This window comes from bacterium (genome assembly GCA_016708025.1).
In the GTDB taxonomy this organism is placed as follows: domain Bacteria; phylum Zixibacteria; class MSB-5A5; order GN15; family FEB-12; genus FEB-12.
This window is the reverse complement of record JADJGQ010000005.1, coordinates 174,709-190,301: the sequence shown is the minus strand read 5'-3', so window position 1 is coordinate 190,301 and position 15,593 is coordinate 174,709. Positions and strand designations below refer to the sequence as shown.

Sequence of the window (15,593 nt, the reverse complement as noted above, 5' to 3'; positions counted from 1 at the left end):
TTGGCCGGCAGCGCCGAACTAAATGGAGACCTATCATGGATCAACGAGTACAACGGCTGGCTCACCTGCTGGTGCATTATTCCAATGAGATCAAGAAGGGAGACCTGCTTAAAATCCAGGGCGAGGCAGTCACCCTGCCGCTGATCAAGGCGATCTACGAAGAGGCGGTCAAGGTCGGCGCCAATCCGTACGTGCAGATACGCCTTCCCGAGTGCGAAGAGATGATGCTCAAGCATGGGAATGACGATCAATTGTCATTTATCAACCCAATGACCAAATTGGAGACCGAGAAGATGGATGCCTACATTTCCATCTGGGGTTCCTCCAATACTAAGTATTTGACGGGTGTCAAACCGGAACGTCAGGCATTCCAGCGCAAAGCGATGCGCCCGGTGATCCACAAGATGTTTGCCCGGATGGGGAATGGCTCGCTCCGCTGGTGTGGTACACAGTTTCCGACTCAGGCCGATGCCCAGGATGCTGAAATGTCCCTTACCGATTACGAGAATTTCGTCTACGGCGCCGGGCATCTCGATTCCGCCGACCCGGTCAAGCACTGGTTGACCGTAAAGAAAGAACAGGAAAGACTGGCCAAGATCCTCGACCGGATCGACCAGTTACATGTCCGCTCCAACGACACCGACCTGAAACTTCGGGTCAAGGGGCGCAAATGGATCTCCTGTCACGGCACCGAGAATTTCCCCGATGGTGAGATCTTCACCGGGCCGATCGAAAATACGGTCGAAGGATATATTCACTATTCGTATCCCGCAGTGTATATGGGGCGCGAGGTTACCGATGTTCGCCTGACTCTGAAAAAGGGGAAAGTGGTGAAAGAAGAAGCCTCCAAAAATCTCGACTACCTGACCGCCATGCTCAATATGGATAAAGGGGCGCGGTTTGTCGGGGAGTTTGCGATCGGCACCAACTACGAGATCACCCGTTTTTCGCGCAACACGCTGTTCGACGAAAAGATCGGCGGCACCTGTCATATGGCGGTCGGCGCTTCGATCCCCGAAAGCGGCGGAATCAACAAAAGCTCGCTTCACTGGGATATGGTCTGCGACCTGCGCAAGGGGAGTGAGATCACCGGCGATGGCAAAGTGATCTACCGCAACGGCAAGTTTACGATCTGATAGACCAGAACTATCTGAAGGCAAAGAAAAAGGCCGGCGAATTCGCCGGCCTTTTCATTTTCATGACACTGTGGGTACAGTGATCACGGATTAACCGGACCAGGTCCGGAAACACTCATGAACGATATCATGGCGGAGAGATCCGAGAGGTCGACCGTCAGGTCAGCATTAAAATCAGCAGCCTGCAGAGTCACCGGGATCGGATTAAATGTCGTCAGATAGCTGATTAGCCAGCTGAGGTCGGTGAGGTCCACGAGATTGTCGCGGTTCATATCCGAACGACGTATGAACTTGGTCCGCATTTCGCCCTGTACGCGGGTCGGTTCGTAAGTTGCGGTGGCCGCGAATAGTTCAAGACGCGTCCCATTATAAAGCGCGGTGTCAACGACACTGGTTCGTCCACCCAATTCATAGTAGTCGTAGTGGTAGTAGACACGCAATACCTCGCCACTTCCGGGTGCCAGTGGTTGTCCTGGTCCACCGAGGTTGGCGATCAACTGGACCGCATACCGCATGGTCTCCTGCTCATATTGCAGATAGTTGAATCCTTCAAAAGTGGATGTCCGGCTTCCCAGACCGATCGAATCAATCACCACGTCAACTCCGGCCGTATCGACGCTCAGAGAGATGATCATCTGATTCAGGGTCTGTGTATTGGCCAGGGAGACCGACAGGACGCTGCTTTCACCCGCGAAGGCTGAGTCCTTTTCGTACCAGACCGTATCGGCATGCACCATAACGTAACCGACTTGCTCATTGGTCAGCTCACCAAACGTCGTCTGGCGGGACAGCGTGACATCATAGAGACCGGGCTGAGTGTAGATGTGTGACGGATTCGTCACGGTCGATGTGCCACCATCGCCGAAATCCCACAGTATCGATGTGGCCGGAACGGTTGATTCATCGGTGAAATTCACTGTCAACGGCGCGCCACCGAGCTGGACATCAGCGGAGAAACTTGCTCCCCAGCTATTGGCTGCGTTGGTGCTGATGATCCCCCAACCATAGGTGTTATCCGGAATGGTCGAGCGAGAAGCCGTCTCTTTTAAGGCGGTAATGATCTGGGTCGGCGTCCAGGTTGGATGCGCTTCGATCAGGAGGCAGACGGCGCCCGCGATCAAAGGAGTCGAAAGCGAGGTGCCATTGGCAAAACCATAAGCGTTGTCGGCCGAGGACGATGCCCAATAGGTGCTGACGCCGCGGGCACAAACTTCCGGCTTTATTCGGCCATCGGCTGTCGGTCCGCGGGAAGAGAAACTGGCAATACTGCCGGTCGAGCTGACTGCTCCACAAGAGAGAATATCGTATGCATCCGCCGGCGGGCCCAACGTACCAGCTCCCGGACCTTCATTCCCCATAGCATTGCAAACCACAATACCGAGTCCGGCCGCGGTGTTGGCGGCCAACGTAATGGTGGTGGTATTTCCATCCAGATCCGCGTAGGTCCAGAGATCAGGATAACTCAGCGATGATGTGATGACATCGGCACCGATTGAATCCACCCACTCCAGGGCGGCTACCCAGTTATCTTCTTCAGCCGAAGTCTCCGAGCGGACGTCTTCGGTTTTGCACAGGATGAAATTGGAGAGATAGGCCGGACCGTAGATGTCTCCATCTTTATATCCACCTGCTGTCCCCCAGCATCCGGTGCCGTGGTTCCACTGACTGGAGTTGTCGGCTGGTTCGTTAGCGGTATTGCCATCCTCAAAGATGAAGTCCCACTCTGCCAGCACTCGTCCGGCGGCATAGTGGTTGGCGAACGCCTGGTGGGTCTTCCGATATCCCGTGTCAAATACGGCGAGCGTAACGCCCTGGCCGGTGTACCCTTTATTGTGCATCTCCGGAACGGTGATCTGAGCCAACTGTTGCGCGGCGTTTCCGTAATTTAATGCGCCGGGGGAGAGTACCGACTGAATCCCTCCTCTGAGCGGCGGGGTCAATTCTTCGGTGACATTCTCTCGGGTATAGCGAGCAACGGGGGCAATTCTCCGGACAAAGGAGAGTCCCGCCAACTGATCGAGCTGGTCGTGTGAGATCTCAATAGAGACGGCATTCAGGTACCGTGAAACCCGGCGAATCTTGGCTCCGACGGACTGCACCGCGGAGACATACTCGGTGTTCACCGGAATGTCCGCAAAAACCGGTTCCGTCTGGCCGACCTTGGCGCGACGGTTCAATGTCCGCTCGGTGAGATTGACTGACGCAGTGGCGGCCTGGAATCCCGACCTGGTGGTGATTCCCTTGTCAGTGAAGAAGACCCAGACGGTTGCCTTGTCAGCATCGCGCTGAGTAAGGAAGGCGCGCTCCTGAGCGGTAATGATCTCAGAGGCTCGTTCCAGAACGACAGCCGACTTGCTTAAGGCAGGGTTGGATGGCGCCGCGGCAATTGCCGGCAATGCCACCAGACATATGGCAGTTACGAAGAGTGAGGTGAGGGTCGTAAACTTCCGCGAGCGTGTGGTCATCGACCAATCCTTTCGGTCTCGAGGGGACCTAATGTGGTAAGTAGTTTGGTACCAATCAATTTAACCATTTTGGCCGGGATGTCAATATGATTTGACTGAAGCCAGTCTGTGTAGGACTCATCCCATATCTTTTGCTGCGAAATCGCTATCATCCATAACCATCGACCGTGACAGCTGTTCCAGAGTCCGCTGAATCTCGCTGCCCCACAAGAACCTGCTTGTCCTGATCGCTTCTGGACCTAGAAAATCATCGGCAGGGCATAGTCTATGCTCTACTGCTTGACGATGCATTGCCCTCATATCGGGGGCGACGCGGTCAATAAAGGGATTGTGTATATGAAGAGTCCATTAAGCTCCAGACAGATTGCCGGGTTCACGATGGTCGAAATGATGGCCGTGGTCGTCCTTGTCGGACTGGCCGCAACCATGGCAGTTCCCGGATTACAGAAAGCGTTTGAGCGAATGAAGTATCGCGCGGCGGTGCGTGATGTTACCTCGACCCTCCGGGTCGCTCGCTCGACCGCGATCTCCACCAAGCAGCAGATCGGTGTCATGCTGGATGACCAGACGCGAACCATCACGGTATTCGCGGACCGAGTTAATCCAGAAGATTTTGCTTTTGAGAGCGGCGATTCGGTCATGTCGGTAGACACCCTCCCGCCCGAAATAGTCTGGCTCGGGTCAGATTGTACGAATGATGTAATTGCTTTTGAGCCAAACGGATCCTGCGGGTTTGATGGCGGCGGCAATTTTTATTCGCTGGCCTATACGCATGACATGACGGCCTTCCACACCTCCAACGTGCTGGCCGCAACTGGCCGAGTGGCTACGAGTTACAGCTTCTACTAAGCTCTTTACTCCTTTCGTGAGCTGCACGCCCCCCGGAAAGCCTGGCTTTTCGGGGGGTATTCTTTTCCGGCATTTCCATCCATTGTGCAAAAAAGGTAAAGGGGGAGGGGATTATGGCCGATACAGGAATCGACAGCCTGCGAGAGAACAGCCCGGATCCGTCCGACCGCTGCCGCTCCAGTCAGTCAGAAAAACCATGCGAGCCGGTTAATTGTCGGGCTGGTACGCCGATATACGGAAAAGTAGTGATAAGGCACTAAAGCGACAAATCAGACACTTCAAATAAAGAGTGGTGTATGTTGTTCTCACGAAAGAGTAAGAGCACCGTCGGATTGGACGTGGGGGCTAGTTCAATCAAGTTGGTGAAGCTCGATCACACTCGGAATGGGTACTCGGTTTCCGCCATCGGGATCCGCGAACTCCCTCCGGAAGCGATCGTAGCAGACGAAATTCGTGATCGTGAAGCGGTCATTTTCAACATCCAGTCGCTGATCGATCAGACGGACCCGAAGATCCGTGATGTCGTGGTGTCTATCTCCGGGCATGGTGTCATCACCGACAAATTCACGATCGACAAAAAGACCGGCCCCGAAGCGGATCAGGCGATCCTCTTCGAAACCGAACAGCGGGCGCCGTTCGATGTCGATGACGTGACGCTCGACTATCACATCATCAAAACCGACGACGATATCAACAAGATGGATGTCTTGTTGGTGGCGGCCCGCAAAGAGTATCTCAAGATGTACCTCGGCCTGATCGAGGATTGCGGTCTGCGTCCGATCGTGGTGGATGATGATGCGTTCGCCATCCTGAACGCGTACGAGCACAACTACGACGTTGACCCTTCCCGCGTCACCGCCCTGCTCAACATCGGCCACGATGTGACCAACATCACGTACGTGGCGGAGGGTCTGTTCAAGGCGACCCGTGATGTGTCAGCCGGCACGCGCGAGATCTTTCAGGCTATCCAGCGGGAATTCCGCCTCAGCCCCGAATTGACCATCAAGGCCATGAAGGGTGAGATGGGTGATTCCGTTGATCAGGATATGCTTCGCGCTACTATCGAATCGGCGACCGATGAATTGATCGCCGGAGTAGAGTTGGCGTTTTCGTATTTCAAGTCACAGTCAAAAGTCGATCAGATCGATTGGATCGTGCTTTCCGGCGGCGGCGCATTGGTGCCGTACCTCGCGGAGCATCTCCAGTCGAAACTGAATATCCCTCTCGAACTGGCCAATCCGCTTCGCAATATCGATTACGATCCGGAACTGTTCCAGTATCTGCAACCCGAGAAGATCGCTCCATTGCTGGCGGTATCAGTCGGCTTAGCAATGCGGAAAGCGAGGTAGTAGGACCATGATAGAGATAAATCTACTTCCCAAGGATTACCTCAAGCGGTCCAGCAATTTCTCTTTCGGGAAAAAAGAGATTTATGTGGTCGCCGGAGCGGTCGCCGTGGTCGCCCTCTTGGCCGTGGTTACCCTCTACCAGATGCGACAGGTAGACACGCTCGAAGCCTCGATCCAGAAGGCGGGCGAACGCGCCGCCATGCTGCAGCGGGATATCAAGCTGGTCGACGCCCTGCTCGACGTCAAAACCAAGATCAGCGATCGCCTCTCGGCAATCGAAAAGCTGGACCGTCATCGGTCCGTCTGGGTCCGCCTGCTCCAGGAAGTCGCCGGCAATGTGCCCGACTTTGTCTGGCTCGGCGAACTGCGCGAGAAGGCGGAAGAGAAGCGGTCGACTAACGACAGCCGGAAATCGGGCAACAAGGCGGAGAACACCGCCCCGGCCGAACCGGTCGTCGACAGTTTGCCGTCGTTTGTATCGGCCGAGGTTGAAGGTCACGCGTTCACGCTGAATGCGCTGGCGTCATTCATGATCAACCTGATGCGCTCGGACTACTTTGACAAGGTGGAATTGGTCTCGACCAAAGAGATCACGTTCCCCGGCAGCGAGCGGGCCTACAACTTCATCATCAGTTGCAATATTCATTATTTGAGCGACGATCAGCTGCGCAACATGGTCGCTCAGGCGGAAGACGAAGAGAGCTTCAATGAAGCCGACTTCCAGGAAGCCGAATATCAACCCAGCGTGCCGTCGCCTGCGCCGGCCAATCAGGAATAAGGGAGCGACCACATGGATCTGAAAGATTCAAAAACCCAGAAGCTCGTGCTGGCTGCCCTCGCCTTCCTGGTGATCTGCTATTTCTGGTATACTCGCCTGTATAGCAAGCTGGATGAGGAGATCGCGCAGAAGAGCCAGGAATTCGAGACGATCACGACCAACCTCAAAAACGTCGAGATGAAAGCGAAGTCGCTCGAGGCGTTGCAGGGTGAGTACGCTGATCTGATCGAACGCTACCACGAGATCGAAGCGCTGCTTCCCGAAGTGAAGCAGATCCCGTCGATGCTGGTGCAGCTCCATACGGCCTCGTCGCTGACCGGGACGAAGATCGTCCGCGTCCAGCCGATGCCGGAGAAGCCGCAGCAGTTCTATAATGTCGCGACGTTTGAACTGGAGATGACCGGGACCTACCATGATTTCGGCGCTTTCCTCAGTTACGTCGCCAATTTCCCCTTTATCGCCAATATCACCGCTGTTGATATCAAGGCGAAGAATATCGCGATCAATGGCGCCCAACAGGCGACACAGGAAGAGGGGGGACGGTTGGAGATCGGCCGGAAGAAGGAGACCATGACGGCGACCTTCCAATTGTCGACTTACTATGTCAAGGAAGAAGAGCGGCTCAACGAGCTGGTGCTATAGGAGATGATGAGACCATGAAAACGTGTCTACCAATAACTATACTACTGGCGCTGGTACTGGCGACGTCCGCCTCCGCTGCGCAGGTCGGGTCACTCCGACTCGCGTATGAGAATGGCGCGACGGTTGCCCGCATTGACGTGCAGGGGCCGTTCCAGTTCACCCATGCGACCGAAGTTCCCAAGGATGGCAAGCCGGATCGACTGATCGTCGATATCATCGGCGCTACCCATTCCTGGGGTCCGAAAGAGTGGGGTTCTCTGCCGCAGTGCAGCGTGACCAAACTTCGTATCGGGCAATATTCGTCCAAGCCGGAGAAGGTCGTGCGAGTTGTGTTCGAACTGACCAAAGCGCCGGTCTATCAGGCTGATTCCGACGGCAAGACGATCACCATCCGGTTGACCGATGCTTCGGCCAAGCAGTTTGCCGCCTGGAGTTCCGGTCCTGCGCCGGTTGCCGCTCCGGTTGTACCGGCTGTCACTTCCGCGCCTGCCGTTGCGAATGCAACACAGCCGGCCGTCAAGCCAGTCGTTCCGGCCACTACGCCGAAACCGGCGGTGACAACACCGTCCACTACTCCGGCGATCGCATCGGCTCCCAAGGCTGACGTGAAACCCGCGGAGAAACCGGCCAATCATTCTACGTTTGCGCAGCAGCAGCCTGTGGCTGTGAAATCGACTCCGTCGACGACACAGTCAACGCCGCCTGCCGCTCCGGCGACCAAGCCTGCCGTGGTGAATCCTCCAGCAAGCAAGCCAGCGCCGACCGTGGCTGCCAACGAACCGAAATCAACTCCTGCCACCACGCCTGCACCGGCTGTCAAACCTGCAGTCAGTGCGCCGAAGGTTGAGTCGAAACCGGCTCCGGTGGTTGCGAATGCTGATCAGAAATCTGTTCCTCCGACCGCATCGACCCAGGCTGTCAAGCCGGCGGTAGTTGCGCCGAAGGTTGAATCTAAGCCTGCTCCGGTAGTGGCCACTGCGCCGGCCAAGTCTGCGACGACGCCGACTCAGCCAGCGACAGCGACTCCTGCCGCAGTCTCGCCAAAGGTTGAAACGAAGCCTGCCCCGGTGGTAGCTTCGCAGCCTACTGCTCCGTCACCGGCTGTCAAGTCGGCGACTCCAGTCGATGTCAAACCGGTTGCTCCGGTTGTTGCGCAAGCAACACCGAAAGCAGAGGTGAAGGCTGACGCTCCGGCAGTCAAGCCGGTCGCACCAGTCGTAGCTGCAAAGCCAGACCAGTTGGCCAAGGCCGATCAGTTTAAGGCTCCAGTAGCGACCCAGACAACTCTGGCCGACAAGGCTGCCACCCAGCCGAACGCGGCGGTGAAGCCGGTTGCGCCGGTCGTGGCGACTGCCAATGACGTGGTTGCGAATAAGCCTGCCGATGTCAAGCCTGCCGCGACTGAAGCGGTCAAGCCGCAGACGGCTGATCCCGTCGTGAAAGCGCCGGAAAAACCGGTGCTGGCCGACGCGAGTGATGATGCTGATGCTACAGGTATCGCGACACCTGCTCGTCAGACGGCTCGTTTCCGTCGTACAGCGACCGCGAGCGCCCGGATGAAATCATCCCTGGTCGCCGAATTCCCGCAGCGCCTGGTGATCAAGTATGAGAATATGGGATATCGTGATCCGTTCGCGACCCTCATTGATGATACACGCACGTACGATACGCCGATCGAGAAACGCCTCGCCAACGTCGAAGGACTGCGGCTGGTCGGTATTCTCGAAAATTCGTCCGGCGACAACCGCGCGCTCTTCCAGGATAAACGCAATTTCAGCTATATGCTCAAAGCCGGTGACAAAGTGGAAAAGGGATATGTCCTGCGGGTAGAATCCGACAAGGTCTATTTCCAGGTCTTCGAATACGGCTGGAGCAGAACTGTCGCGTTGACCTTTGATAATCGAGACTAACGAAAGGCTGGTGCTGATATGGCTTCGATGAACAAACGAATCTCAGTGGTCTGCTGGCTGACCGCAGCTCTGGTGACCCTGCTGGCTGGGCTGGTAGTGTCACAGGAGACAAAAGAGTCAGCGCCGCCGTTGCGGAGTATCGAATTCCAGGCGGCCGACATTCGCTACGTTTTCAACTCTCTGGCTGATGAAGGCGATGTCAATATCGTGGTCGCTCCGGAAGTCACCGGCAGTGTTACGATCAAGCTTCGCGAAGTCACCTGGCGGACCGCCATGGACATCATCGGCAACACCTACAACCTTGCGGTGGTCGAAGAGGTCTCCGGCTATTTCCGCGTCCTGCCGCAGGAGCAGTATCGCAAGGAAGTGACCGAGCGGGAAAAACACAACCAGGAGCAGCGCCAGATCGCCGCTCTGGAGACCCGCATCGTTAAGATCTCGAATTCTAACTCGAATGACGTCGAGAAGGCAGTCAAATCGCTGATGACCGATCGCGGCAAAGCGACCAGTGACGCCCGCTCGAATTCGATCATCGTTCAGGAAGTCCCGACCAACCTGCAGAAGGTGCTGGACTATATCACCGAACTGGACAAACCGGCTCGCCAGATCAAGATCTCGGCCCAACTAGTAGAGATCTCCTCGGATAACCTCCAGGAGCTCGGGCTGCAGTGGATCGCGGAAGGTACTCATTCGACTGCCACCGCTACTGATGCTGGTCGTACCTATACCCAGGAAGGTGGCGTACTGGCAAATCGGACGTCTGACGCGGTCGGCAAGTACACCGTCACCGCCCTGCAGAGAGGCTGGTCGATCGAGGCGATCGTCACGGCTATGGTGAAAGATGGTAAGGGAAAGATCATCGCCCATCCGGAGATCACCACGATCGACAATTCCGAGGCCAAGATCCAGATGGGTCAGAAGGTCCCGATCAAGCAGTTTGACGAATCAGGTAACGTGGTCACCCGTTTCGAAGAAGTGGGTACTATCCTGACCGTCACGCCGCATATCACCGCTGAGAATCAGGTTTTGATGCATCTTGCCCCGGAACGGTCGACCTATACGTTTGACCCGAACGGCGTGATCATCAATACCAGCAACGCCGAGACCCGCGTGATCGTCGCCAACGGCCAGACGGCCGTTATCGGCGGCCTGACGACGCAGGACGAGGTGGAGACCAACCTCGGCGTCCCCGTGCTCAAAGATATCCCGATCCTTGGCAATCTCTTCCGCTACAAAAACAAGCGGTCAGAGAGCCGGGACCTGGTCATCTTCGTCACCCCGACCATCGTCGACGACAATCTGGCTATGAAGCCATAAGTTTTCCGAACATTGCAAGATCGCCCGAGTTCTTCGGAACTCGGGCTTTTTTGTGTCTAAATCCCCGGACAAATCGGCCGATAATCAGAGAGAAAACGGCAAACGTCGATTCCAATGGAAATAAACAGATTTCATAGCTATAGGAGACGTCATGCTCAGTAACAGACTTCGTGGCGTATCGATCTTTTCTCTGGTCTGCGTCATGCTTGCAGTCATGCTGCTCGCTGGATGTAGTTCGACCAGCAAGAAAGATGAAACGCCCGCCAACAGCTCAATGACACTGAGTGCCAGTCCGACGACCGTCAACACTGGCTCTACTTCAGTGGTCGAGGCCGCTATCACCGCGGGTGGAAGCCCGGTTGCGGACCAGGTAGTGACCTTTGTAGTTTCCCCGTCGACCGTCGGCTATTTTACGCCTGCGTCCGACACAACTGATGCCACTGGTACCGCCGCCGCTGTTTTTACAGCGACCAATTCCGGCGCCGCCACGATCACTGCCACCGTCTCCGGCTCCAGTCTGAGCCGTTCGGTTGGTATGCAGATCGAAGAGGGTGGTCCCGCTACCGGTACCGGCAACGTTACCATCTCGGTAACGCCGAGCCTGCTGCTGGCTAACGGCGCAGACACTGCCCAGGTTCGCATCACGGTGCGCGACCAGCTTGGCCAGTTTGCTCCGGATTCTACGGTCGTCAAGATCGTGGCCGGTGAGAAGTTCGTCGATGTCGACGGCAACGGCTACTGGTCGAATGGCATCGATTCGCTCGTGTACGACGCCAATAACAACGGTAACTGGGATGCTCTCGGGCTGATCCCGTCGAACGCTTACGTGACCGGCGGCGCCGGCCAGGTGACCGTCAACTACATCTCCGGTTCCGATGCGTTGACCGTTTATGTCAGAGCGACTGTCGATGGCGCCGGCATCACTGGTTTTGGCGAAACGCCGCTCCAGTTGTCGCCCAATGCGTCGATCGCCTCGATCTATCTCTCCTCGGACTCGATGAATCTTGCCGTGAAGCAGACGGGCGGTATCGAAACCTCCCTCATTCGCGCGCTTTGTTTTGATCCGGGTGGCAATCGCGTCCCGGAAGGACTCGCGGTTAATTTCATTATTACCGACGGTCCTGGTGGCGGGGAACATCTGGCGAACACCGGCTATGGCCCGTACCAGGCGGTAACAAATGGTCAGGGCATGGCGACGGTCTCCATCCACTCCGGCACCCGTTCCGGTACCATCCGCATCCGCGCCTGGTCCGACACCGTTCTCTCTAACGCTACTCAGGTCATGGTTTCGGCCGGACCGCCCGCCCACATCGTGGTTGGCGCGGATACCTGCAACGTTCCGTACTGGAATGTTGTGGCTGGCGTGAATCGAGTCACCGCTGTGGTGTCCGACGTCTATCTCAATCCGGTGAACGATTCGACCGTTGTCTACTTCACCACCGACGAAGGAACGATGAAGTCCCACGAGAAGCGTACTGAGAATCATGACGGTATCGCTACCTCGGTCTGGTACTCGGGTAACAACGTTGATACCGCCGACGGTATTGTGAAAGTTATTTGCGAGACCAGTGGTGGTACGGTTGCGGATACTTCCTGGTTCTATAACTCCGGACCATGCGGCTTTGTCGAAATTCCAGTCTATGAGACCTCTGTTCTGGCCGATGGCCGCAGTAAGTTCGAAGTTCTGGTACAGGGTTGGGATATCAATCATAATCCGATGCCTTACGCCACGTCTGTTTTTGCCCGCGCGAATCTCCTCGCGGTGCAAGAAGGCGGATTGACTGATGGCTGCAACACTTCCTCATCGGTTCTGGAAGTTGGTCCCGTGAAGCTTGATCAGGACTATGTTATGACCGGCGGTAACGACAATGGTGTCGGCGCAATAGACATCGTGACCTATCGCGTTGGTTTTGCCGCTGCCAGCTTCCCGTGTTCGTTGTTGACCGGGCCGGCCTCGCGCACGGCTTCCGTTATTGACGGACCGACTAACGTCGAGACCGCTGCGTCGATCGATATCAGCGCAATTATCAAGGATCGCTACGGCAACCCGCTCGGCGATCATACCTTGGTTATGACCGCCACCGGTGGTCTCGTCGCTGGCGCAAGCCAGGAGACGAACAGCTATGGCGAAGCTTTCGGATTCCGCTGGACCGCTCCGGCCTCCGAAGGAACCCATACGATCTCGATCACTGATACCGACCCGCGTGGTGGAATAATCCTCCAGCTGACGGTAACAGTTGCTGCTCCATGATGATTCGGTAAGCTCGTATCATAAACCGGCAGAGGGTCTTACTCTCTGCCGGTTCTTTTTTGGGGACACTCGACCCGACAACCGTCTTCAGTTTCCACTTTTGATTTCTGCCGATCTTCTGTACTTTTACCCTATGTCATTACCGATTGGGATAGCCGCATCTCAGGCCACACATCTTATTGAGCTGTTTGCGGCGGCGGCAAAGGAGCATCGGGGAAAGCTGGCGCTCAAAGCGTTTGGCGGTCGGGGAGAGACCTACACCTTTGAACAGGTTTACACGATGGTCCGTCGGCTTGCCGCTGGGCTCCGCGCACCGCAGTTCGCGGACTCCAAAGTTGTCGGACTGCTGTCTGAAAATCGGCCGGAATGGGCGATCGCTTATCTTGCGATCCTTGCGGCGGGGAAGAGTGTCGTTCCGATCGACGCCAATCTCAAAGCGACTGAGATCGCCTATATAATATCGGACTCACGACTGCAGTTGATCCTTCTCTCCGGCAAGTTCGAACAAGCGGTTGGCGAGCTCTTTCCATCGATGACATACTTTTCTTTCGAGCAGAGTTCACCCCGTGCCTGGCGATCGTTGCAGGGCGATCCAACCGATCGGCAGATGCCAATGAGCGAAGTTGCGGCTCTCATCTATACGTCCGGGACAACCGGCGCTCCCAAGGTCGTGCAACTGACTCACCGGAATTTGATGAGCAACCTCGAAGGGGTGGAAGGAGCGCTCCAGTTTGGCAGCGAAGATCTCTTCCTTTCTGTCCTGCCGCTCCACCATACCTTTGAAGCGACCTGCGGATTCCTGACCCCATTGATGAGCGGCTCGACTGTCGTGTATGCTCGCTCCCTGAAGTCGAAAGAGATATTGGAGGACTTTTCGCACAATGGTGTGACGATCATGTGCGGAGTGCCGCTTCTCTATGAGAAGATGCACTCTGCGATCATGCGCAAGGTCCAGGAGGCTCCACTCCATCGCCGCCTCCTCTTTAAGACTTTGTATGCCTGTTCATCGATCGGCTGGAAACTCGGCTTTCCGTCGCTCGGCAGAAAGCTCTTCCGCCCACTTCGAGAGAAAGCCGGCCTTCATACATTACGGATGCTGGTCTCCGGTGGCGCACCGCTCCCGCCGTCCATAGCCCGCTTTTTCAATCTGATCGGGATCACCTTTCTGCAGGGATATGGTATGACGGAGGCATCGCCGGTCATCTCGGTCAATCGACCGGATGATATAGAGTTTGGGTCAATCGGACTGCCTTTGGACAATCTTGAGATCAGGATCGACCAGCCGGACGAAAACGGGATCGGTGAGATTCTGGTGAAAGGGGATTCGGTCACCCCAGGCTATTTGAATAATCCGGAGAAGTCCGCTGAACTGCTGGCCGGAGGATGGTTGCATACCGGCGATCTGGGTCGCTTCAAAAGCGGTCATCTCTGGATCACCGGGCGGCGCAAAAATGTCATTATTTCAGCCGCCGGAAAAAATATTTACCCTGAAGAACTCGAGGAGAAGTTGGTTGAGTCGCCGTACGTGCTCGAAGCTCTGGTCTTCGGGCGACGAAAAGATGCCAAGCAGGGGGAAGAGGTTCGTGCGGCGATCGTCCCGGATCTCGAGCAATTCAAAATGGAGTTTGGAATTGACCCGAACGCGCCGGAGCTTGAGAAGATATCCGAGGTGATCAGCAAAGTAGTTGCGGAACTCAACCACCATGTTGCCGATTACAAGCGGATCACCGGGTTCGATCTCCGGATCGAGGAATTTGAGAAGACTTCGACCAAAAAGATCAAACGGTTTGCTTATCAATGACGAGAAAGAAGCTGCATAGATGCACATACAATCGATAACCCGCTCCGATGGCGGCGTGAGGTTGCTGGACCAGACCAAACTCCCGACCGAGGTGATCTACAAAGTACTGACCGATTATCGGGAGATCATTCTTTCGATCAAGCGTCTGGAAGTTCGCGGCGCTCCGGCAATCGGCATTGCCGCCGCGTATGCGCTGGCGATCGCCGCTAAGCAGACCGGCGTGACATCAATACCCGAGCTGACGAAATTGGCGGACGAGATCAAAGCAGCCCGCCCGACTGCTGTTAACCTAATGTGGGCGATCGACCGTATGGTCGCGACAGCGACATCCGGATCGGCAACCTCCAACCAGCGTCTGGTCGACCTGCTCTGGTCAGAAAGCCGAAGCGATTCACGCGGAGGACAGAGAACTTTGCCGCAAGATCGGGGAATTCGGCGCGACGCTGATCAAGGATGGCGATTGCATCCTGACTCACTGCAACGCTGGCGCCATCGCGACCGGGGGGATCGGCACTGCGCTGGGCGCGATCTATACCGCGCATCAGCAAGGGAAGAAGATCGCAGTGGTGGCGGATGAAACTCGACCACTCCTTCAGGGAGCCCGTCTGACCGCCTGGGAACTGCAGCAAGCCGGAATACCGATCACTCTTATTTCCGATAATATGGCCGGAATGATGATGAAACAGGGGAAGATCAACCTCTGCATGGTCGGCGCAGACCGGATCGCGAAGAATGGCGATGCCGCCAACAAGATCGGCACATATTCAGTGGCTGTCCTGGCCAAATACCACGGGATCCCGTTTTATGTTGCCGCCCCCTATTCTACATTCGATGATAACACTCCGAATGGCGACGCTATAGTCATCGAAGAACGAGACCAGGCGGAGATCACCAACGGCTTTGGCCGAAAGACTGCTCCTGACGGTATCGCGGTTTACAACCCGGCCTTTGATGTCACGCCATTTGAACTGATCACCGGCTACGTGACCGACCGGGGAATTAAGCCCGGCGGACGGGCATAACAGGCGATCTGCCGCCGAAAGCATGGAATCAACTGCTTGGACTTTTCTGCCGATACTGAAAAAACGGGGAGGA

10 protein-coding genes and 1 pseudogene are annotated in these 15,593 nt (G+C 56.0%); 10 read left to right on the top strand and 1 reads right to left on the bottom strand.

Features of this window, described 5'->3' with window-relative positions:
- The first annotated feature begins 32 nt into the window (after positions 1–32).
- Positions 33–1,136 carry an aminopeptidase gene (locus IPH75_15905; protein MBK7143548.1) on the top strand — a complete coding sequence of 368 codons (1,104 nt, stop codon included), beginning with the start codon at positions 33–35 and terminating at the stop codon, positions 1,134–1,136.
- An 83-nt stretch (positions 1,137–1,219) separates the two neighbouring features.
- On the opposite strand, the gene IPH75_15900 is transcribed toward IPH75_15905, so the two are convergent.
- Positions 1,220–3,601: a S8 family serine peptidase gene (locus tag IPH75_15900; GenBank protein ID MBK7143547.1), complete on the bottom strand. Its 2,382-nt coding sequence runs from the start codon at positions 3,599–3,601 to the stop codon at positions 1,220–1,222.
- A gap of 336 nt (positions 3,602–3,937) precedes the next feature.
- Here IPH75_15900 and IPH75_15895 point away from each other — a divergent pair, with 336 nt between their 5' ends.
- The 9 genes and pseudogenes from IPH75_15895 to mtnA all read left to right on the top strand — a co-directional run bounded on the left by IPH75_15895 (position 3,938) and on the right by mtnA (position 15,520).
- Positions 3,938–4,450 (top strand): GspH/FimT family pseudopilin, encoded by a 513-nt coding sequence (locus tag IPH75_15895; GenBank protein ID MBK7143546.1) that lies wholly within the window; start codon positions 3,938–3,940, stop codon positions 4,448–4,450.
- A gap of 296 nt (positions 4,451–4,746) precedes the next feature.
- Positions 4,747–5,799, top strand: coding sequence for a type IV pilus assembly protein PilM (gene pilM / locus IPH75_15890; GenBank protein MBK7143545.1), 1,053 nt, complete (start codon positions 4,747–4,749; stop codon positions 5,797–5,799).
- Between the two features lie 7 nt (positions 5,800–5,806).
- A complete protein-coding gene (locus IPH75_15885; GenBank protein MBK7143544.1) occupies positions 5,807–6,577 on the top strand; it encodes a PilN domain-containing protein in 771 nt (256 codons plus the stop codon).
- Positions 6,578–6,589: 12 nt separating this feature from the next.
- Entirely contained in the window at positions 6,590–7,219 is a 630-nt protein-coding gene (gene pilO, locus IPH75_15880; protein MBK7143543.1) for a type 4a pilus biogenesis protein PilO, read from the top strand.
- A 14-nt stretch (positions 7,220–7,233) separates the two neighbouring features.
- Entirely contained in the window at positions 7,234–9,129 is a 1,896-nt protein-coding gene (locus IPH75_15875; GenBank protein ID MBK7143542.1) for an AMIN domain-containing protein, read from the top strand.
- A gap of 27 nt (positions 9,130–9,156) precedes the next feature.
- A complete protein-coding gene (locus IPH75_15870; protein MBK7143541.1) occupies positions 9,157–10,446 on the top strand; it encodes a hypothetical protein in 1,290 nt (429 codons plus the stop codon).
- Between the two features lie 151 nt (positions 10,447–10,597).
- Positions 10,598–12,697, top strand: a complete 2,100-nt coding sequence (locus IPH75_15865) for a hypothetical protein (protein MBK7143540.1) — start codon at positions 10,598–10,600, stop codon at positions 12,695–12,697.
- A gap of 133 nt (positions 12,698–12,830) precedes the next feature.
- Positions 12,831–14,498, top strand: coding sequence for an AMP-binding protein (locus tag IPH75_15860; protein MBK7143539.1), 1,668 nt, complete (start codon positions 12,831–12,833; stop codon positions 14,496–14,498).
- Positions 14,499–14,517: 19 nt separating this feature from the next.
- Positions 14,518–15,520, top strand: a pseudogene (mtnA, locus tag IPH75_15855) (S-methyl-5-thioribose-1-phosphate isomerase).
- Positions 15,521–15,593 lie beyond the last annotated feature (73 nt).

What these genes read in the sequence shown, in the direction of transcription:
- IPH75_15900 (MBK7143547.1), bottom strand. Translation starts at nt 3,601, where the DNA reads ATGACCACACGCTCGCGGAAGTTTACGACCCTCACCTCACTCTTCGTA.
- IPH75_15865 (MBK7143540.1), top strand. Translation starts at nt 10,598, where the DNA reads ATGCTCAGTAACAGACTTCGTGGCGTATCGATCTTTTCTCTGGTCTGC.
- pilO (MBK7143543.1), top strand. Translation starts at nt 6,590, where the DNA reads ATGGATCTGAAAGATTCAAAAACCCAGAAGCTCGTGCTGGCTGCCCTC.
- pilM (MBK7143545.1), top strand. Translation starts at nt 4,747, where the DNA reads ATGTTGTTCTCACGAAAGAGTAAGAGCACCGTCGGATTGGACGTGGGG.
- IPH75_15860 (MBK7143539.1), top strand. Translation starts at nt 12,831, where the DNA reads ATGTCATTACCGATTGGGATAGCCGCATCTCAGGCCACACATCTTATT.
- IPH75_15870 (MBK7143541.1), top strand. Translation starts at nt 9,157, where the DNA reads ATGAACAAACGAATCTCAGTGGTCTGCTGGCTGACCGCAGCTCTGGTG.
- IPH75_15885 (MBK7143544.1), top strand. Translation starts at nt 5,807, where the DNA reads ATGATAGAGATAAATCTACTTCCCAAGGATTACCTCAAGCGGTCCAGC.
- IPH75_15875 (MBK7143542.1), top strand. Translation starts at nt 7,234, where the DNA reads ATGAAAACGTGTCTACCAATAACTATACTACTGGCGCTGGTACTGGCG.
- IPH75_15895 (MBK7143546.1), top strand. Translation starts at nt 3,938, where the DNA reads ATGAAGAGTCCATTAAGCTCCAGACAGATTGCCGGGTTCACGATGGTC.